Origin of the sequence: Hoylesella marshii DSM 16973 = JCM 13450 (genome assembly GCF_000146675.1) — a bacterium.
In the GTDB taxonomy this organism is placed as follows: domain Bacteria; phylum Bacteroidota; class Bacteroidia; order Bacteroidales; family Bacteroidaceae; genus Prevotella; species Prevotella marshii.
The window spans coordinates 2,466,927-2,486,936 of the sequence record NZ_GL397214.1; the positions used below are offsets into that span (position 1 = coordinate 2,466,927).

15 protein-coding genes and 1 pseudogene are annotated in these 20,010 nt (G+C 44.0%); 9 read left to right on the plus strand and 7 right to left on the minus strand.

Annotated features, from left to right (window positions below):
* Window positions 1-530: 530 nt before the first annotated feature.
* Window positions 531-749, plus strand: coding sequence for a hypothetical protein (locus HMPREF0658_RS10180; RefSeq protein ID WP_006950664.1), 219 nt, complete (start codon window positions 531-533; stop codon window positions 747-749).
* Window positions 750-769: 20 nt separating this feature from the next.
* The gene (locus HMPREF0658_RS10185; RefSeq protein WP_006950665.1) at window positions 770-2,443 is read left to right on the plus strand and encodes a fibrobacter succinogenes major paralogous domain-containing protein; all 1,674 of its coding nucleotides are present in this window, start codon (window positions 770-772) and stop codon (window positions 2,441-2,443) included.
* A 400-nt stretch (window positions 2,444-2,843) separates the two neighbouring features.
* On the opposite strand, the pseudogene HMPREF0658_RS12065 reads toward HMPREF0658_RS10185, so the two are convergent.
* A pseudogene (locus HMPREF0658_RS12065) lies at window positions 2,844-3,118 on the minus strand (Cas9 inhibitor AcrIIA9 family protein).
* 443 nt (window positions 3,119-3,561) lie between these two features.
* On the opposite strand from HMPREF0658_RS12065, the gene dnaK reads away from it, so the two are divergent.
* Window positions 3,562-5,487: a molecular chaperone DnaK gene (gene dnaK, locus HMPREF0658_RS10200; RefSeq protein ID WP_006950669.1), complete on the plus strand. Its 1,926-nt coding sequence runs from the start codon at window positions 3,562-3,564 to the stop codon at window positions 5,485-5,487.
* Window positions 5,488-5,583: 96 nt separating this feature from the next.
* On the plus strand, window positions 5,584-6,378 hold the full coding sequence (locus tag HMPREF0658_RS10205; protein ID WP_006950670.1) for a hypothetical protein: 795 nt from the start codon (window positions 5,584-5,586) through the stop codon (window positions 6,376-6,378).
* A 130-nt stretch (window positions 6,379-6,508) separates the two neighbouring features.
* Here HMPREF0658_RS10205 and HMPREF0658_RS10210 read toward each other — a convergent pair whose 3' ends face one another.
* The 3 genes from HMPREF0658_RS10210 to HMPREF0658_RS10220 all read right to left on the minus strand — a co-directional run bounded on the left by HMPREF0658_RS10210 (window position 6,509) and on the right by HMPREF0658_RS10220 (window position 8,996).
* Window positions 6,509-6,919 carry an HU family DNA-binding protein gene (locus HMPREF0658_RS10210; protein ID WP_006950671.1) on the minus strand — a complete coding sequence of 137 codons (411 nt, stop codon included), beginning with the start codon at window positions 6,917-6,919 and terminating at the stop codon, window positions 6,509-6,511.
* A gap of 232 nt (window positions 6,920-7,151) precedes the next feature.
* Window positions 7,152-8,744: a hypothetical protein gene (locus HMPREF0658_RS10215; protein ID WP_006950672.1), complete on the minus strand. Its 1,593-nt coding sequence runs from the start codon at window positions 8,742-8,744 to the stop codon at window positions 7,152-7,154.
* A 21-nt stretch (window positions 8,745-8,765) separates the two neighbouring features.
* Window positions 8,766-8,996, minus strand: coding sequence for a hypothetical protein (locus tag HMPREF0658_RS10220; protein WP_006950673.1), 231 nt, complete (start codon window positions 8,994-8,996; stop codon window positions 8,766-8,768).
* 547 nt (window positions 8,997-9,543) lie between these two features.
* Here HMPREF0658_RS10220 and fic point away from each other — a divergent pair.
* Both fic and HMPREF0658_RS10235 read left to right on the plus strand, forming a co-directional pair.
* Window positions 9,544-10,437 carry a protein adenylyltransferase Fic gene (gene fic / locus HMPREF0658_RS10230; RefSeq protein WP_006950675.1) on the plus strand — a complete coding sequence of 298 codons (894 nt, stop codon included), beginning with the start codon at window positions 9,544-9,546 and terminating at the stop codon, window positions 10,435-10,437.
* A 186-nt stretch (window positions 10,438-10,623) separates the two neighbouring features.
* Window positions 10,624-13,047: an SIR2 family protein gene (locus HMPREF0658_RS10235; RefSeq protein WP_006950676.1), complete on the plus strand. Its 2,424-nt coding sequence runs from the start codon at window positions 10,624-10,626 to the stop codon at window positions 13,045-13,047.
* Window positions 13,048-13,870: 823 nt separating this feature from the next.
* On the opposite strand, the gene HMPREF0658_RS10245 is transcribed toward HMPREF0658_RS10235, so the two are convergent.
* From HMPREF0658_RS10245 to HMPREF0658_RS10255, 3 genes are read right to left on the minus strand one after another with little or no spacing between them, the layout of a single operon-like run.
* On the minus strand, window positions 13,871-14,263 hold the full coding sequence (locus HMPREF0658_RS10245; RefSeq protein WP_006950677.1) for an FMN-binding protein: 393 nt from the start codon (window positions 14,261-14,263) through the stop codon (window positions 13,871-13,873).
* 38 nt (window positions 14,264-14,301) lie between these two features.
* Window positions 14,302-14,955 carry an ABC transporter ATP-binding protein gene (locus HMPREF0658_RS10250; RefSeq protein WP_006950678.1) on the minus strand — a complete coding sequence of 218 codons (654 nt, stop codon included), beginning with the start codon at window positions 14,953-14,955 and terminating at the stop codon, window positions 14,302-14,304.
* Between the two features lie 16 nt (window positions 14,956-14,971).
* Window positions 14,972-17,107, minus strand: coding sequence for a cation:proton antiporter (locus HMPREF0658_RS10255; protein WP_024991076.1), 2,136 nt, complete (start codon window positions 17,105-17,107; stop codon window positions 14,972-14,974).
* A gap of 132 nt (window positions 17,108-17,239) precedes the next feature.
* Here HMPREF0658_RS10255 and HMPREF0658_RS10260 point away from each other — a divergent pair, with 132 nt between their 5' ends.
* The 3 genes from HMPREF0658_RS10260 to HMPREF0658_RS10270 are packed head-to-tail and all read left to right on the plus strand — an operon-like array spanning window position 17,240 to window position 20,004.
* Entirely contained in the window at window positions 17,240-18,265 is a 1,026-nt protein-coding gene (locus HMPREF0658_RS10260) for an aspartate-semialdehyde dehydrogenase (RefSeq protein WP_006950680.1), read from the plus strand.
* A 33-nt stretch (window positions 18,266-18,298) separates the two neighbouring features.
* A complete protein-coding gene (gene truA / locus HMPREF0658_RS10265; protein ID WP_006950681.1) occupies window positions 18,299-19,081 on the plus strand; it encodes a tRNA pseudouridine(38-40) synthase TruA in 783 nt (260 codons plus the stop codon).
* Complete coding sequence (locus HMPREF0658_RS10270; RefSeq protein ID WP_006950682.1) at window positions 19,078-20,004, plus strand: hydrogen peroxide-inducible genes activator; 927 nt, start codon at window positions 19,078-19,080, stop codon at window positions 20,002-20,004. Before truA ends, HMPREF0658_RS10270 begins: the two co-directional genes overlap by 4 nt.
* Window positions 20,005-20,010: the final 6 nt, after the last annotated feature.

Below are 20,010 nucleotides of genomic sequence, written 5' to 3' on the forward strand. Positions count from 1 at the left end.
CGCTCTCACGCTACAGCCGCAGCAACGCCACCAATCAGGACTGGATCGAGGAATACCTCTCCTACACCACCGAGAAGACCGAGAAGGTGGAGGTGCGCGTGCTGGCGGAGCTGTAGGAGCTAAATACATATTCTAACATTTCTTTTCCTTTTATTTGCCAGTTTAAAAAGAATGTTATACCTTTGCCGCCGTGAGACGTAAGAGTGTTATAAATAGCAAGGTACAGAGGGTAGCACAACAGAGTGCAATACCGGTGCAGAGAAATCTTCATTTCTCTGCTAATTTTCTGTCTTATTATTTGGTAGTTTCAAATAATTTGCTAACACACACACACACACACACACATTCGCACCGTCGCTCAGATAGTACTTTAAACATTTTCACCTACGCGCGCGCGAAGCGTGCCGTAACCCCTATCAACAAAGGGCTCCGAGGAGTTCCCTTTGTTCGCTTTTTTGTGTCCTTTTGCTTGCAAGACGCAAAAGAAAAAATAAAACGAGTTTAATCAATATTTCAGGTTATATTTAATTATGAACAGTAAAATTCAAACAAGGCAAGTAGCCGATATGTCGGTGCAACCTGCAAGTGATAGACAGTCTTATCTACCACCTCGCATTGAGGTGATCCCCGTAGAACAGTTGAGCATGATATGTACATCGGTTAAAATAGGACAAGGTTCTACCGAAGACGATTATGACGATAAAGGAGACCGCGAGGGTGATGACTTCGAAATTGATTTAGGTTTTTAAACACGTAAAACAAAGAAAAGATGAAACGACAAACATTTACAACAACCTTATTGTTAGTAGTTGCTGTATTCTTTGCAGCTTGCAGCAACGAAACAAAAGAAGAAATAAAAGAAGATGCGGGTGTAACCGTGGATGCAGGACGTTTGAAGTTCAGCATTAGCGAAGCACCTTTTGGCGCAGATACCGAGATAAAGACACGCAATCCGCTGCCCACCACTCCGCAAAAGGTGGATTTGGGAGAAGGTGTAGAAGCCGAAGTGAGCATTGAGCGCGAAGTAGCTCCCGAAACAACGCGTGCGCCAAAACCAATGAGTGATGGCAATTACACCATCGTAGCTTACAAAGATGGTGTGCGTATAGAACAGAAAATCACCTTTACGATGAGTAGTGGTGTGATGAATATTACAAGTCCAAAAGCTCGTTATAGCTGGGTGAGTAAAGGTAGCACCTATACCTTTGTATGCTTTAATGATAAAGTGCAAGATAACAATGACGGTACATTTACTGTAACCCTTGCCAATGCTGCAACCGCACTCATAGACAAACAAAGTGTTACGATTAACGATAATAACGACAAAGAAGTGAAGTTTGCTATGAAGCATATTGGAGCACGTGTTCGTACAAAGCTTATTGCGGCAATGACTCCTACAAATGTGATAGCAACCTTAGGCTACCAAGCCAATCAAGTGCCGGCTTCTATTGTTTATGATTTTACTTTAGGTACATTAAGTACAAGCTCAACCAAAAGTAGTGATGCCAAAATGCAAACACAAAGTTATGATATCACAGACACTGTACATGACGCTGTTTTAAATGATGATTTAACAACGGTGACAGGCAATCAATATCTTTCAGTGTTGGCAGGTACAAAGCCCGAGGAGTTAATCTATCAAATAACAGGCGGAACTGTCTATTATGCCAATATCAATACCAAGGGCACTCGTAAACTGAAAGCCACAGGCATGTTTGAAGCGAATGGCGCATATACACTCACTATAAAATTAATGCCACGCCATCAATATTTATTTGAGGATGGCAAAACAGGTCACCTTAGTGAAAGCGGTCGTCAAGGACATACGCCCATTGCAATTGTATTTGCCCCACATCGAGCTATTGCTCTTTGGGATGCCAATGGGGGAGCAAAGACAAAGTTTGATGCAGACGATTATCATAATTGGGGACAACGCAATTCTAAAATGTTTTTTACTTACCAAGAAGGGCTGAGTAATACCACAAGCGGACAAGTGTGGACATGGGAAAAGAACTATAAAGGTAAAGCAAAGGCAGAAGATTTACTCTTTCCTGCCTACTATTATGCAGGTAACTTTTATAAAAGTCCAGATTTAACAAGTAAGGCTACACTTACCGGAACAAATATCAATAAATCCGGCGTTTGGTATTTACCAAGCTGGTATGAATGGAAAGAAGTATTTATGAAGTTGGGATTTGGCGATGGTAGTCAAGTTACAGATGATTCTGCTTATCCATTTAAAGGTAGCATCGTTAATCGTGCTTTTAAAGCTGCGAATGGTACTTCATTTACAGACAATAATGAGAATAGGTATTATTGGTCGAGTTCCGAGTATAATAACTATTGGGCTTTTAATATAATGTCAGGAGACACTTGGATGACTTTCACCTACATGAATAAGGATGGAAGCTTACCTCATGTCCGTCCTTTTGTAGCCTTTTAAGGATGAGATGGCGAGTGAAAATTCACGGCATTCCTATCAACCTAAAATTAGGTACGTACCAAATTGAAAATAGGTACGTAGGTAATTTTGATTTGCTGCGTAGGTGCATAAAAACAAACAAAAAAGAGGTTGGTAAAAGTAAACGAAGCCTCCTTTCTTTTGGTAAGATTGCATATAAAAGAAACACAAGACTTGCCAATCTTTGAATGTGATTATGATACCATCGCTCTTCCACGAATGTACGCACTCTGTACAAGTATCCGTGCCGTCCGCTCTCTTGATGGCATAATGCTTGAAACAATAACGAAAAAACAAACTTGTTGCGTCTCGGTAATGGTGGCGGAGTTGTTTACTCAACTCCGCCACCTGCTTTTGAAATCTATTTCTCGGTTTCATCGTTTTAATCGAATAAGAAGGGCTGTACAATCTTGTTTTCAGCTTTCTTAGGGTGGTCGCTGCGGCTGCGCATTTTGGCAAGCTGTTCGCGTTGGTATTGCTCAATGGCTTGCCTGCGTGCTTCCGCCTTTTCCCGTTAGTAAGCTGTACCACATGGTTTACTACTACGTGGCAATTGAGAGGCTTGCTAATATCTATATTATCTTCGTCAAAAGATACACAGAAATGTGGCAGGAATGTGTTATGCCTGATAGCGAAGTTTACGAAGACAGAGGATATAACTTATTTCTGCCAAAGATAAAAAGGATTTCAACAAGACAATTAAACCACCAAAATGACAACAGAAGTCTGTCCGACAAGAAAAAACAAGTGTTTTCTTTGGCCATACAGCACATTTTATTTATCTTTGCACTAGTAACAGGAGTTGTTTGAAACAACAGCAAATCAAGGAAGTTCAGGGAATTTGAGTAGTAACCAAATCGTAACCCTTTTCTTGTTTTCTATTTTATATCTACTTATTATCAATGAGTTACAAAGAAACTTAGCTTTTACGCGCTAAAAGCTAAGGGATAAGCGTGTGAAAGCTATGCAATGAAAACATGACAAAGTGTCGCCTCTCGTGTCAGCCTTTTCGCCATGCATGACTTTTGGCATACCCTTTGTTAAATACTAAGCAGAGTTATCATTATAAACAAACAAGAAAGAAATAAACATTACATATTATGGGAAAAATTATTGGAATAGACTTGGGAACGACTAACAGTTGTGTCTCAGTATTTGAAGGAAACGAACCGGTGGTCATCGCCAACAGCGAGGGCAAACGCACCACACCATCGGTGGTAGGATTTGTGAAAGACGGCGAGCGTAAGGTGGGTGATCCTGCCAAACGTCAGGCCATCACCAACCCCAAGAATACCGTTTACTCGATTAAACGTTTCATGGGCGAAACCTACGAACAGTGCCGCAAAGAGGCTGAAAGCATGCCTTACACAGTGGTAAACGAGAACGGACAGCCTCGTGTGGACATTGAAGGACGCAAGTACACGCCGCAAGAAATCTCGGCGATGATACTTCAGAAGATGAAGAAAACTGCCGAGGATTATCTCGGACAAGAAGTAACCGACGCTGTGATTACCGTTCCGGCTTACTTCTCCGACTCGCAACGACAGGCAACTAAAGAAGCCGGTCAGATTGCAGGTCTCAACGTGCAGCGTATCGTTAACGAGCCTACTGCGGCTGCTTTGGCATACGGTGTAGATAAGGGTCATAAAGATATGAAGATTGCCGTGTTCGATCTTGGTGGTGGAACGTTTGATATCTCTATCCTTGAGTTTGGCGGCGGCGTGTTTGAAGTGCTTTCTACCAACGGCGACACGCACCTTGGTGGCGACGATTTCGACCAAGTGATTATCAAATGGCTTGCTGATGGCTTTAAAGCTGACGAAGGCATTGACCTGACAAAAGACCCCATGGCCATGCAACGCTTAAAAGAGGCTGCCGAAAAGGCGAAGATTGAACTCTCAAGCACCACGTCTACGGAAATCAACCTGCCCTATATCTCGGCAGAAGGCGGCGTGCCCAAGCACTTGGTAAAGACTTTGACGCGTGCACAGTTCGAGCAGTTGGCACACGACCTAATACAAGCTTGTCTCGTTCCCTGTCAGAACGCCATGCGCGATGCTAAGTTGCAGACATCCGACATCGATGAGGTAATCCTCGTAGGTGGTTCGAGTCGTATCCCCGCCGTACAGACATTGGTAAAGAACTACTTTGGCAAAGAGCCCTCGAAGGGTGTTAACCCTGACGAAGTGGTAGCCGTGGGTGCGGCCATCCAAGGTGCCATCCTCAACAAAGAGAGCGGCGTGGGCGACATTGTGTTGCTCGACGTAACCCCGCTGACGCTCGGTATCGAAACCATGGGCGGCGTGATGACCAAACTGATTGATGCCAACACCACCATTCCTACCAAGAAGAGCGAAACATTCTCTACCGCGGTAGATAATCAAACGGCCGTTACCATCCACGTGCTGCAGGGCGAGCGCCCCATGGCATCGCAGAACAAGAGCATCGGACAGTTCAACCTCGAAGGTATCGCACCGGCTCGCCGTGGTGTTCCGCAGATTGAAGTGACGTTCGACATTGATGCCAACGGTATTCTCAACGTCAGCGCGAAGGACAAGGCAACGGGTAAAGAGCAGAAGATTCGCATCGAGGCCAGCAGCGGATTAAGCAAGGAAGAAATCGATCGCATGAAGGCCGAAGCCGAGCAAAACGCCGCTTCCGATAAGGCCGAGCGTGAAAAGATTGACAAGCTGAACCAAGCCGACTCGATGATATTCACCACCGAGAACTTCCTCAAGGACAACGGCGACAAGATTCCTGCCGACCAAAAGCCAGGCATCGAAAGTGCTCTTCAGCAGCTTAAAGATGCTCACAAGGCTGCCGACGTTGCCGCCATCGACGCTGCCATCAACAACCTCAACACCGTGATGCAGGCCACCAGCCAACAGATGTATCAAGGTGCAGGCGGTGCTCAACCCGACCCCAACGCCGGTCAAGGTTTCCAAGGCGGTGCTGCCGATAATCAGTCGCAAAGCACCAACCCTGACGACACCGTCCAAGATGCAGATTTTGAGGAAGTGAAGTAAGAGAATAATTTGAAGTTAATCCCCAATAGCACGTCGTGTTATTGGGATTAACTTTTTTGTTACCAAATAAAACCGACAATCTTAAGTTAAAGTAATATGGGGCGATTCAACAGATACTGTTTTGTTATTCAACCAATTCGTGATGAAGAATTCACGAAACGTTATTCAGAAGTTTTTAAACCTGCGATTGAAGCAGCAAATCTATCCGCCTATAGGATAGACTTAGACCCAGAGGTAAAGAATATAATTGATGGGATCGAAAAGAAGATTGCTGATGCAGCACTTTGTTTGGTAGATATTTCAATAGATAATCCAAATGTTTGGTATGAGCTTGGCTATGCTTATGCTAAGAATAAAGATATAGTGATGATATGCGAAGAAAGTAGGAGAATGTCTTTTCCTTTTGACGTTAGTCATAAAAGTATTATTAAATACAAAACAGGCTCCCCAAGTGATTTCAATGATTTGGAAACTAAAATAACAGAGAAGATTAATGCTTATTTAAAAGGACAAAAGAGCATTCAAAAAATAATAGAATCACCATTAAAAAATAATGAAGGTTTTCAGCCCTATGAAACATCTCTTTTAGCTCTTATTGTTGGAGAACAGTTGACCGATAAGCAAAGCGTGTCCATTTATAAATTACAAGACGAAATGATAAAGCTCGGATTTAATAAAGTTGCTGTAAGTATAGGTGTTAGACTTTTGCAAAAGAAGTTGTTAATAGAAACTCTTATTGCTTCAACTTGGGATGGTGAAGAATATGAAGCATGTAAGCTAACTGCAGAAGGTGTAAATTTTATTTTATCTCATACAGACTTATTTGACTTATCTCCAGCTAAGTATGAAGCGAGTAAAAAGGCATCTTCTTTTAACGATCTTCCATTCTAAAAGAGTACAAGTTCCTTTGTACGTATTTCTCATTCCCTTAATAAAAGCAAAAAGGGTGAAAAGTATGCCTGCCCGTGTTGCGTCGGCATCTTTTCACCCTTTCACTTTTTCACCTTTCTAAGGCTTTGGCTTAGCCTTCTTTCTTTCCTTTCCGTTTTGGGTTATCCACCTCAACCTCTATGCCTTTCAGTGCTTGCCGGATGTTGTCTTTCCACGTTACGATAATGCCCGGCTTCTTCAATACTTTTGAAGTAACGTCTTCCTCTTTCTCGATAAACGTCGAGGGCATAGAGACGCGCAGCGAGAAAATGTCGCCAAGGTCGAGCGCACCGCCCAGCGTAACCACCTCGATAATGATGTTGCGCAGCGTTATAAGCACGTTGCGCACATCGCCCTCGCTTAGCGACGTTTCGCGTACAATGCGCTGTATAAGCCAACTTTGCGAAAACTTCTCTTGTGCCTTAGGCGCAGCACCATAACCTTTTTTACCCTTGAGCGGACCAATCTTCATCAGTCGCTCGATAACTTTAAATTTTACCATAACTGTTTAATTTAATTAGTTGTTTGTAGTTAGAAATATATCCCTTTTACACTCCGCTTTGGAGTTATATAAGGAGTGCCTCTGTATGTATATAAGGAGTAGGGGAGGATGTATATAAGGGGTACACGAGGATGTATATAAGGAGTAGGACAGGACTCCTACTATCTCTCCTCTGCTACCTGTATTATACCTCATTTCCCACTTCTATTTAAGTTCTTCCTGCTTATTGATTTTACATGCCTATAGGGCGATATTTATCTTCATTATTACTATCGAAAAGAGTAAAACCAACATAACGGTCATCTACTCCAACACATATTTTGTTGCTGTAAGCGTAAAACATACACGGATATCGCTCGTCTGGTCCATAAAGCGTACTTGACCAATAACGAACACCGTATCCAAGACCCCAATTAGTTTGTTGTCTACAGTCTCCCAGAGCGGGAAGATAGAAATAGTTGTTAATGTTGGTTGGCTTAGTTTGGCTGACAGAATAATTTTCATATTGAGCAACACGAGAATCTGAACTTGTTGTATAATTTATGCCATCGGGAGCAGCAGAACGCATGGCGGGTATTGTTGTTGAGTTATCCGATGCAATGATGCTCTGCTTTTTTATCCATACTCCTTGATTGAAAAGGTGTCCTCCCATTGTCCAAAGCGTACTATTGTCCCAATGCGGGTCGCCTTTCTTTACATACCAGCATAGTTCGTTTGCGTTGGGGCAATTACTACAGCTTCGAGATGCTGCGGTTGGGAATATTGCCGGGTTATACCAACGGTTTTGTGGGTCGGCGGCAGATTTAGGGAAATCAGTACCGCTACCAAAACCTTGTTTCTTAGGTTGCTGACTTTCGTAGCCATACCAAAAATGGTTCACGGCATCCCACATGTAGTATTGTTGAGAGGGGTAGTTGGTTATGTTAAAGTTACAAGTCATGTCGTAGTAAGTATTGCCTTCATAATTGAAAGCCGGAAGTTGCCTGGTGATAGTTCCTTCTACCTCGGTGGCATAGTCTTTTACAGTGTATGTAACAGTGAGTGCGTGCGTACCGGGAGCAATTACCATATAGGCAGCATTTGTGGAGAATTTTACCGCTGTGTTGTTTAGTGGAAATCCGTTGGCATAGCTGCCCGTTCCTTTGGTTGTGAGTTTAATCTTATTGCTGCCCGAAACTTCTGTCAATCCTGTTGAAGATATTGTGTATGTACCGGCAATGTTCGTTCCATTAGACGTTACCTCTATCTGGGTGATATAACAGTCTTCCAATTCGGCATTTGTATTGTAAGGCTGAAAAATGAGGTAAGCAGCCTTGTGATCGAGCTTAAAAAAGAAACCGTCGCTGACTGCTGTTGCTGTGCCTAAGCCGCAATCTCCGGCTTCGCCGAAATGTTTGGTATCTGCAGGTGCGGTCTGTGTCTGCTCGGTGGAAATGGTTACTTGGTCATTTGTTCCGTTCTTCCCGGGATAGTATACGGCATAGCTTGTGTTTGCAAATGCGCCCGGAACTTGAAAGCGGTATCTTGCTTGTTGTGTTCCGTTCACGACATTCGAGCCGGTCTGCCATGTGCCGCCGTCATCTTTGACAAAGATATTGTCGCCCGTTTCCCAATAGAAAGCTCCTGTGTCGTAGTTGAGCGATGTGCGGGTTTTAGGTTGCTCTGTGCTTGTATCTTCTTTGCCGGACACGAATACGGTGTAGTTTTCGGTCTTCTGTTCCTGTTTTTGTTCACCTATCTGTGTTGCGTCTTCACTTGCGCAGCTTGCTGTGAGCAGCAATGCGGCTGTCAGTGCAAAAAATATATTGTCTGTCTTCATCTTCATTTCTTTTTAATTTTTAATACATTAATAATTCTCTATTCCCCAGTTGCTTGCTCCCTCTTCTGAGGTATCGAGAAATGTCTCATCTTCTTCGTCTTCCTCGAACATTCCCTGCTTAGCCGAGCTTGGTCCCGTTCCGTGATGTCCCGGGTTGTGCTGACCGCTGACAACTTGCAACAGGTGTTCCTGCAGCGTGGCAATAATCTTGATTTCGGGTTTTATATAACCCTGCTTCCTAAATTCTTTTCTATTCATATTCCTATCATTTTGTGGGTGAAAAACTGTTGTTATTTCCCTCTTGCCAAGGTTGGCAAAAGGGCATAAAAAAGCGAACAAAGGGAACTCCTGTGAGCCCTTTGTTTATTGGGGTTACGGCACGCTTCGCGCGCGCGTAAGCGAAAGTGAAAAATGTGTAGTTAGACGCTAGGTGCGAATGTGTGTGTGTGTGTGTGTGTTAGCAAATTATTTGGAACCACCAAATAATCGGGCACAAAAATAACAGAAAAGTTCTCGCCTTTCTGCCTCGGCATTGCACCTTGTCTATTGCTCATTATGCCTTGTCTATTGTTCGTTGCACCCTGTCTATTGTTCACTGCACCCTGTCTATTGTTCATTGTGCCTCGTATCATCTTGCTATTGATAACACTCTTACGTTTCACGGCGGCAAAGATAACACAATCTTTCCGAACTGCCAAATAATCAGAAAAGAATTCTCCTTTTTCTTCTCATTCATCCCTCCTAACACAATGATATTTACTATCTTTGCAAACGAATAATACTAAGGCGAGTAACGCATTATACGATGGAAAGGCATAAAGAACAACCTAAAAAATCAATCCTCTTCTTCAACGACCGTGAAGTAAGGGCGGTATGGGACGACGAACACAATAAGTGGTGGTTCTCTGTGCTGGACATCATTGCTGCGATTAACGAGCAAGATGATTATCAAAAGACAAGGAACTATTGGAAGTATCTCAAAACTAAGTTGAAGAAGGAGAATAACGAACTGGTTAGTGCTACTAACCAGTTAAAGTTGCAAGCCCCAGATGGGAAACAACGATTGACAGATATGTTGGATGGAGAAGGGGTTGTTCTACTGGCAAAAGCAATACCCAATGTCAAGGCAATGGGATTTCTTGATTGGTTTACCTACAGCGACAACACCATTGATGGACAGAGCAAGAAGAAAGCATATCAACTCTTTGAAAGTGGCATCTTGCAAACGGCAGAACCTGGCAGTATCAAGTGTCTGCAACAGATACACGCTTATCTCTTTGGAGTATTGTATGACTTTGTAGGACAAATCCGTACGAAGAATATTTCAAAAGGAGGTTTTACCTTTGCTAATTCTATGCACTTCCCCGAAACCCTGCAAACAATAGAGCGAATGCCCGAAACTACTTTTGATGAGATAATGGACAAATACGTGGAGATGAATGTTGCCCATCCTTTTATGGAGGGTAATGGTCGCAGCACTCGCATTTGGCTCGACCTCATGCTGAAGCGCTCTCTCAAGCGGTGTGTAGATTGGAGTCAGATAGATAAGAACGATTATCTGTCGGCAATGCGCGAAAGTGTAACTGATAGTTCGCACATCAAGTCTTTGGTAGAACCTGTACTCACCACCAAGATTGATAACAGAGAAATGTTTATGAAAGGCATTGATTATTCATATTATTATGAGCAGAATGAGTGATCCATGATCTCTTTAAGAGTTCATAGAACTACAATGCCCTTCCGAAGGATTCTACTTGTGTTAAAGGATAGAGTGGAAGCGGATTTACTCCAATTGTGTAAGAGTATAGAATATGGATAAGAAGGATTTTTAAGTTTATAATATCATAAGTAATATTGAGTTTAAGTTATAAAGCAATAAAGACATATGACAAATTCTGAAATAATAAACAAAATTTTTGAGGGAAATTGTATGTTGTTTTTAGGCTCTGGATTTTCTTTTGGAGCGACAAACAACAATCCTAAAGATTCCAAGTTCAAGGGAGCTGGTGCTCTTGCACATATATTGTTGGAAGATGCCGGGTATTCAAGTAAGACAGATGATTTGCGAAAAGCTTCTTCTGCATATCTTAGGAAAAAGACGCCGGAGGACTTAATAGCTCTGCTTAAGCAGGAGTTTTGCGCTACTTCAATATCACCATCCCATGATTATATTGGAAGTTTGAACTGGTTTCGAATCTACACAACTAATTATGATAACATTATTGAGATAGCTTATAGCAAAGCACAAAAACAACTGCTTCCAAAAACGTTATCTTCTATTCATAGGAAAACTGAGGATTATAGACATTGTTGTATTCATCTTAATGGGTTTATTGATTCGCTTTCTCCCGACAAATTAGATAATGAATTCAAACTCACATCTGCTAGTTATTTAACAGAAGACTTTACCAAATCAGAATGGTTTGAGATTTTCAAATCCGATGTTATGGCTTCCGAGGCATTGATATTTATTGGCTTCTCTATGGATTATGATCTAGATTTGACAAGAATACTAGTTTCTGGAACAATCAAAGACAAGACCTTATTTGTTGTACGATCAGGTGAAGATGAATTAAATGTCAGTAGCCTATCTGATTTTGGGAATGTGTTGGCTTCTGGACTCGATGGATTCGTTCAAATGGTTAAGGATTGCCAAAGTAATTACGTTCCAAGTACTATTAAGCTTTTCCTTCCAGTTAGTTTTCATAAGGCAGATATAAATAGAGATGTTCCATCAATACGTGATATTGACTTTTATCAGTTAATATTAAATGGAAATATAGATAAACATTTGGCTTTTCATTCATTAGTTAATAATAGCTCATATCCCTACTTAATACACCGGAATAAACTTCAAGAATGTATAGACGCTATTAAGAATGGTTCAAATAATATTTTAATTGAATCAGCTTTAGGTAATGGAAAATCTATCTTTTTGAATGAACTTGAATTATTGCTTGCCAAAGAAGGAAAAGAGGTTTTTGTTTATGACAAATATACTTCAAGAGTCATATCGGAGATAACTGAAATATGTGAAAGATTCTCAAATGCTATAGTTATTTTTGATGACTACCACTCTTCTCGAGAGCAAGTAAGGACTTTGCGCAATTATTCAAAACAAATATGTATTATCACATCTGAACGTAAATCTCTTCATGAGGTAATATTTGATGAGATTGAAGATGTTTTGGGTGACGGATATAAGGTTGTAAATATTGACAAATTATCAGACAACGAAATCCGAGCATTGGATGTCTTATTGGATAAATACTCTTTGTGGACAGATTTGAGTGCTAAAACAAATAGACAAACATATATCAAAACCACATGTAAAAGTGAATTATGCCATGTTATTCTTAGTAGAATTTCCAGCCCACATCTTACGTCAAAAATCCGAGAGACGATAACATCAGTTTCAAAAAACACATCATTCGAAGATGCATTTAAGTTTTTGATGGTTGCAGAATGCTTCCATATTCGTTTTACTATTATGGATTTAGCAACGTGGGTTGGAGCTGATTTGTTTAACAAACCCAGTTTTCGCCAAAATCAAACAATAAAAGAATTTATCGATATAGAAGCTACTGACATTAAATTTAAGTCATCAATCGTAGCAAAATATATACTTACGACGCTTTATTCTCCCCGAGATGTGATAGACATTCTTATACAATTGGTAAAACGCTTAGATGTACTGTCAAAAAGCTCATCCCAAAATAGAATTAGATTAATTACTTTTGTAAACTTTACGACAATTCAATCATGTTTGAATCTAAATGATAATGCATGGAAAATGGAAATGTATCGTTTTTATGAAGTTGTTAAGGACTGCGCTTTTTGTAAAACAAATATAGATTTTTGGCTACAGTACGCTATTGCTAGATTATATAATAGGGATTATGTCATATCTAAGACCTTATTTGATAAATGCTATTCACTTGCCAATGCAAATTACAATTATAAAACATATAAAATCGATAATCATTATTGTCGATTCCTTTTAGAGAATGAGATAGAATACGGATCGGTTGGTACTTGTATGGAGGCTTTTAGGCATGCACATGAAATTCTTTCAAATACTCGTCCTGGGGATGAGAAAAAACATTATCCATTTAAGGTTGCTGGGTTATATAAAAAATTTTACGAGACATTCAAGGACAAGCTATCTGAAAAGGAATGCACAGAGTTCAGACAATCATGTTTAAATATGTTAGAAAAATGTCAATCTTATCTAAATAGTAATGACTGCACAAATGCTAGAATTGTTCGAGATACCCAATCTAAATTAGAAATGATTATAGCGGACTAAAGCGTTTGGTTGTGTATAAAAATTATATGTACTTTAGAATAAGTATCTTTGCACATACAAGTAGGAATACAAAACAAACGATAGATGTTGTCTATATAGTATGAGGATATAGATATCTCTCAATAATTATTGATTCTTATTATTTAGAATACTTTTGATGTTTCATATTTGTACCATATGAATATAAATCATTGATAATCAGTTTTGGGAATCTTCGAGGAAGGAAGTTAATTGAGACCTAAACATTCAAGATAGAAGTGCAATTTCTTAATGGGTGATCGTAAGAGCTGACCTCCGTGTTGGATGCAGAAGTTCTTGGTGCGAAGCGATAAGGTTATCGCTTCCAACACGGAGGAATAAAAACGACCGGCAATGCAAACAATAAAAAAGAGAGGGCACTGTCTCCCAAGGATTAATTACTTTTGTATTGCAAAGGTACAAGCACTTAACCCGTGAGCAAAGGTATGCAATCTACCTGAAAAAACAAAAGAAACAGACCTATCAAGCAATTGCTCAGCTCTTGTATTGTTTACGATTTTTGTTCCGCGGATTGTCTGGAAGCAATTTTGTGTGCGAAATTCCGTCCGCGGGTTGTCTGGAAGCAATTTTGTGTGCAAAATTCTGTCCGCGGATTGTCTGGAAGCAATTTCGTGTGCGAAATTCTGTCCGCGGATTGTCTGGAAGCAATTTTGTGTGCAAAATTTTGTCCGTGGGTTGTCTGGAAGCAATTTTGTGTGCAAAATTCTGTCCGCGGATTGTCTGGAAGCAATTTTGTGTGCAAAATTCCATCTGCAGGTTGTCGGCAATACGCAATGAGCTGCGTTTATTGATGGCCTTGATAATAGGCGAGACCGGCCTGCACGTTTTTAATAAGCGCGTTGGACGACAGTGTGGCGCCCGTTACGCCATCTACTTTCGCTTTCACGGCCTTACTCACTTTCATGCCCGCCCATACAGGGAGCACGCCACCTTTAGCTCGCTCAAAGAACTTGGGTGTCTCGATATTCTTCAGCGCAATGACCTTTACTATCTTGTTGTTCTTGATGTATATCTCAACGGGTGTGGCACCTTTGAAGCCTTTGATGTTTTTTCCTATCGCGGTGGTGTTTACAACGTAGGTGCCGTCGGCTTCTTTTCTCATGTCTTGCGCATGGGCTGCTACTGCCCCCTGCACAACCATCATGGCAATGATGGCGGTTTTTACGATTTTGTTCATTTCTCTTGTAGGGTTGTATATATAAAAGGTGTAGATGGTTATGGCTCAATCATGCCGTCTTTGAGATGGATGGTGCGGTCGGTGATGCGCGCCAGCTCCTCGTCGTGGGTTACGATGATGAAAGTTTGTCCGAACTCATTGCGCAAATCGAAGAAGAGGCGGTGGAGTTCGTCCTTGTTTTTTGTGTCGAGGCTGCCCGAAGGTTCATCGGCCAACACGACCGATGGGCGGTTCATGAGTGCGCGTGCCACGGCCACCCGCTGCTTCTCGCCCCCCGAAAGTTCGTTGGGTTTATGGCGGGCGCGGTCTGTCAATCCCATGAAAGCGAGCAAGTCGGCGGCGCGCGTTTTGGCTTCTGAAGCAGATGTGCCGGCGATATAGGCAGGAATCATGACGTTTTCAAGGGCGGTAAACTCGGGTAGCAGTTGGTGGAACTGAAACACAAAACCTAAATGGCGATTGCGAAAATCGGACAGTTTGCCCGTGGAAAGATGAAGCACGTCTACCCCGTCGATGCAGATTTCTCCGCTGTCGGGTTTGTCGAGTGTGCCTAAGATTTGCAACAAGGTGGTTTTGCCGGCGCCGCTGGGACCGACAATGCTCACTACCTCTCCTTTGTCAATGTGGAGGTCGATGCCTTTCAATACTTGTAGGGCACCGAAACTCTTGGTTATATTCTTGATGTCTATCATATCTTGTTGGATTGTCTCAAACGGAGGTACCTTTTAGCCGGCGTCTCCACCATTCCGACATCGCCTCGTAGGCACTGCCTTGTACGCTGCTCTGCGGGTTGGTAAAGGTCATGGAGTCTATTTGTTCGCCGTACTGGTCGGGGAAGATAATCATTTGATTCTTGCCCGAGAAATATCGCGTCAGTTCGTCGGGCAGACGTTCGAGGGCGGTTTTGTAAGACACGGTGCCTTTGCGTGCAGCAATGACAACAAACAGATGGTCGTGCTTGACGTGAGCGGCAAGGGCAGGAAGCTCGTTCCAATGTTCCATGACAACATGTTCTGCTCTCACGCCGGCGTGGCGGTTGCGCAGGTATTCGGTGATGAGCGCCAGCGTATCTTGTCGGCCGTGGAAAGTGATGCGACACTCCAAATTGCCCGCCAATCGTGCCAGTCGTTCTAACCATCGATAGAACCCCGGTTCAAATTCTGCCCGTGACGGCACAGCTACTTGTATCTTTCGGATAGTATTCAGCGGTTGTCCGCAGTCTACAATGATAATCTGTCGATTCAATCCGTTGAAGAGACTTCTGATAAACTCACCCCAGAACTTCTGCGTAATATTATGGTGCCGGTGCATGCCCATAATGATTTCAGAGGTGTTGAACTCCTTGAACGCATGCTTGATACCGTTGGCAATGTTGGTGGCGATGCGTACCTGCGTCTCTACGCGCACGTCGGCAGCACCGGCTATTTTGCTCACATGGTCGAGCAGCTGTCGTCCCTGCTTTTGGTTATAGGTAGCATTCACATCGTCGTAGACCACATTGAGGGCAACAATGCCGCGGTTGAGTTTGGGATTGCGCATGAGGATGCCGAGCGAAACGAGCATGTCGGTTGTCTCGGGATATTTCACGGGAATCAGAAAGTGTTCGTCGTCGGCCTGTCGTTCATGCTCCTGTTTGTGCGACTTATCTAACAGAATAATTTGTTTAGAAGCATGTTCCGTTACCATGGTACTGATGATGCAGGTAAAGAGAATCATGATAACAACCCCGTTCAGTATGTCAGCATTGACGAGATAATGTCCGGGCGAAATCTCCAGCCTCATACCTACCATCACAATGGCAATCGCACCCGCAGCGTGGGCGGAGGTAAGACCAAACATCATGCTTCCCGACGGGCGAGGCATACGAAACACGTAAGCCGACAAATAAGCGGCGATGGCTTTGGCCAACGTTCCGAGTATGACCATGCAGAGCATTACCCGCAGCGTGTTGCCACCATCGGCCAACAAGCGCACATCGATGAGCATACCTACGCCGATGAGAAAGTAAGGAATAAAAAGCGCATTGCCCGTAAACTCAAGGCGGTTCATCAGCGGAGAGACGTGGGGTACGAATCGGTTGAGCACCAAACCGGCAAAGAATGCACCGAAGATGCCTTCCATGTCTATCATTTCCGATAGTGCAGCACAGAGAAACATCACCGCAAGAATAAAGATAAACTGCATGACGGCATCGGAATAGCGACGCAGAAACCAGCGCGCAAGGCGGGGAATCAGCCAAATGGTTCCCAAGCAGAACAGAGCGAACTTGACCACAAACCACAACCAAAATAGCATGCCTTCACCCTGTCCGGCAGCTCCTACGAGAGCGGCCAGCATGACGAGTGCCAGAAATAGTGAGACCATTGATGACCCTACGCTCAACGTAACGCTCTTATGACGCTGGAGACCGTATCGTCCGACAATGGGATAAGCAATCAGCGTGTTGGATGCCATCAGGATGCCGATGAGCAGAGAGGCCTGTATGGAATAGCCCAGCAGATGGATGCCGGCAAGATACATGACGATAAATGGGACGAAAAATGTGAGTAGACCGAAGACGAGCACGCGGCGCGAATTCTTTTTCAATCCCTCCATGTCCATTTCAAGACCTGCAAGGAACATAATATAATAAAGTCCCACCTTACCGAAAAGCTCAAACGAACTGTCGCGCACCAGAATATTGAAACCGTATTTCCCCATCACTACTCCGGCCAATACCATACCTATGATATGGGGAATGCGCAAACGTCCCATGATGATGGGGGCAAAGAGAATGACACACAGCACTGCAAAAAACACGAGTGTGGGATTGGTAATGGGGAGGTAATGCGACAAGTCGGGCATGTGTTGGGGGATTCGATACAGATTTGTTGTGCAAAGTTGCAAAAAAAATATCAAATCCGAGTGCAAATCATACGAAAAGTTGTACATTTGCAACCTTACAAATCAAAACATTTCCATTAAGAATTTACATCCATGAGAGTAGCCATTGTAGGGGCAAGCGGCGCAGTAGGACAGGAGTTTCTACGCATTCTCGAGCAGAGAGACTTCCCCATCAACCAACTTGTGTTGTTCGGTTCATCGCGCAGTGCCGGCCGCAGGTATGCCTTCAAAGGCAAGGAGTATGAAGTAAAGTTACTGCAACACAACGACGATTTCCGCGATATAGACATTGCTTTTGCATCGGCGGGCGCGGGTACATCCAAGGAGTTCGCCGACGACATCACGCGTTTTGGTGCCGTGATGATAGATAACTCCAGCGCATTTCGTATGGACGACGATGTGCCCCTTGTGGTTCCGGAATGCAACGCCACCGATGCCCTTGTGCGTCCGCGTGGCATCATTGCCAATCCCAACTGCACCACCATCATGCTGGTGGTTACCCTATGTCCCATTGAGAACCTGTCGCATATCCGCAGCATCCGCGTAGCCAGCTACCAGAGTGCGAGTGGGGCGGGAGCTGAGGCCATGCAAGAGCTTCAGCAACAGTATAAAGATATCGTGGAAGGTCGCCCTGTTACGGTAAAGAAATTTCCCCATCAATTGGCCTACAATGTAATTCCGCAGATAGATATATTTCAGGAAAACGGCTATACAAAGGAAGAGATGAAGATGTATAACGAGACACGAAAGATCATGCATTCGGATGTGAAATGCTCCTCGACGTGCGTTCGTGTATCGTCGCTTCGTTCCCATTCCGAGAGCGTTTGGGTAGAGACAGCGCGCGCACTCACTGTTGAAGAGGTGCGCCAAGCTTTCTCCGCCACACCGGGTATCACGCTCGAAGACGACCCCTCCCGCTTTGTTTACCCCATGCCGCTCGACACGGCCGGCAAAGACGACATTTTCGTGGGGCGCATCCGCAAAGACCTTGCTTCCGATAAGGGTCTCACGTATTGGCTCAGTGGCGATCAGATACGCAAGGGGGCGGCATTGAATGCGGTACAGATTGCCGAATATCTTGTAGACAATGGCCATCTGAAATGCACTCGTAGCGTGTAACAGTTTCTTTGTTTTTAAGGAAATATATCACGTATGCACCGCTATTTCATTCATTTCTCATACGACGGCACCGGATATCACGGTTGGCAGATACAACCCAACGGCATCTCCGTGCAAGAAGTGTTGCAGCAAGCACTTTCGGTGGTGTTGCGTCGTGAAATGACGGTGACGGGAGCAGGACGAACGGACACGGGTGTGCATGCCCGCCGGATGACTGCGCACTTCGACATCGACGACGCGACGGACTGCACACAGTTGACCTATAAATTGAACCGTCTGCTGCCTCGCGACGTGGCCGTTGAGAACATCGAGGAGGTGGCGCCCGATTTGCACGCCCGTTTTAGTGCCCGTCGCCGCACGTATCACTACTATATCCACTTCGCGAAGAATCCGTTTAAGGAACGATATTCCTGCGAATTGCACTTCCCGCTCGACTTCAATCGGATGAACGAGGCTGCACGCTTGCTGTTGCAAACGAACGACTTTGCCGCTTTCTGTAAGAGCCATACCGATGTGAAGACCACGTTTTGCAATGTAACCGAGGCCGTGTGGATTCGACAGACAGCTGACGAGTGGTATTTCCGTATCTCGGCCGACCGTTTCTTAAGAAATATGGTCAGAGCTGTCGTAGGGACACTCATCGATGTGGGCAGAGGCCGTCTTTCGACGGATGATTTCCGCGCCATCATCGAGACGAAACGCCGGACGGCAGCGGGAGAGAGTATGCCGGCCAAAGGGTTGTTTTTAGAAGAAATCGAGTATGAACACGTTTTCAGACCCTTGAAAACGATAAAAGAGAAGGAGACAGACAGATGACATTGCAGCAAATGGAGTATATCGTAGCCGTATATCGGTTTAAACACTTTGCCAACGCGGCCGATTATTGCAAAGTGACGCAGCCCACGCTCAGTTCCATGATTCAGAAATTGGAAGAAGAACTCGGCGTGAAGATATTCGACAGAAAGAAAAACCCCATTGCGCCGACTGCCATCGGACGGGTCGTTATCGAGCAGGCGTGGCGCGTGTTGCTGCGGGCGCGCAAGTTGAAGGAAATGGTGGAGGAGGAGAAACACTCGTTGTCGGGCACATTCCGTATCGGCATCATTCCCACGATTGCGCCTTATCTGATTCCCCGCTTTTTCCCACAGCTCATGGCAAAATATCCCGAACTCGACGTGCGCATTACCGAGATGAAGACCGCCGATATGAAACGTGCGTTGATGCACGGCGACATCGATGCCGGCATACTCGCCGAACTCGACGATATGGAGGCTTTCGGGAAAGAGCATTTGTTTTATGAACAGTTCTTTGCCTACGTGGCGAAAGACGATGCGCTCTATCAAAACACGGCCATCAAGACGAGCGATTTAGCTGATGAATATCTGTGGTTGCTGGACGAAGGTCATTGCTTCCGCGACCAACTGGTGAAGTTCTGTCAGCTCAAAGCGGCGAATCGCAGCAAGCGGGCTTACTCTCTGGGCAGCATCGAGACCTTTATGCGCATGGTGGAAAGCGGCAAGGGCGTGACATTTATTCCCGAATTGGCGCTTTATCAGCTGGATGAACGGCAGCGCAGTCTTGTGCGACCGTTTGCCATCCCTATCCCTACGCGTGATGTTATCATGCTGACCGCTCCGAGTTTTATCCGTCGCACGTTGCTCAACCTGCTGGTATCCGAGATTCAGGCCTCCGTTCCAAAAGAGTTGCTTACGCTCAACAACACGCAGCAACGCATCTGATTTTTT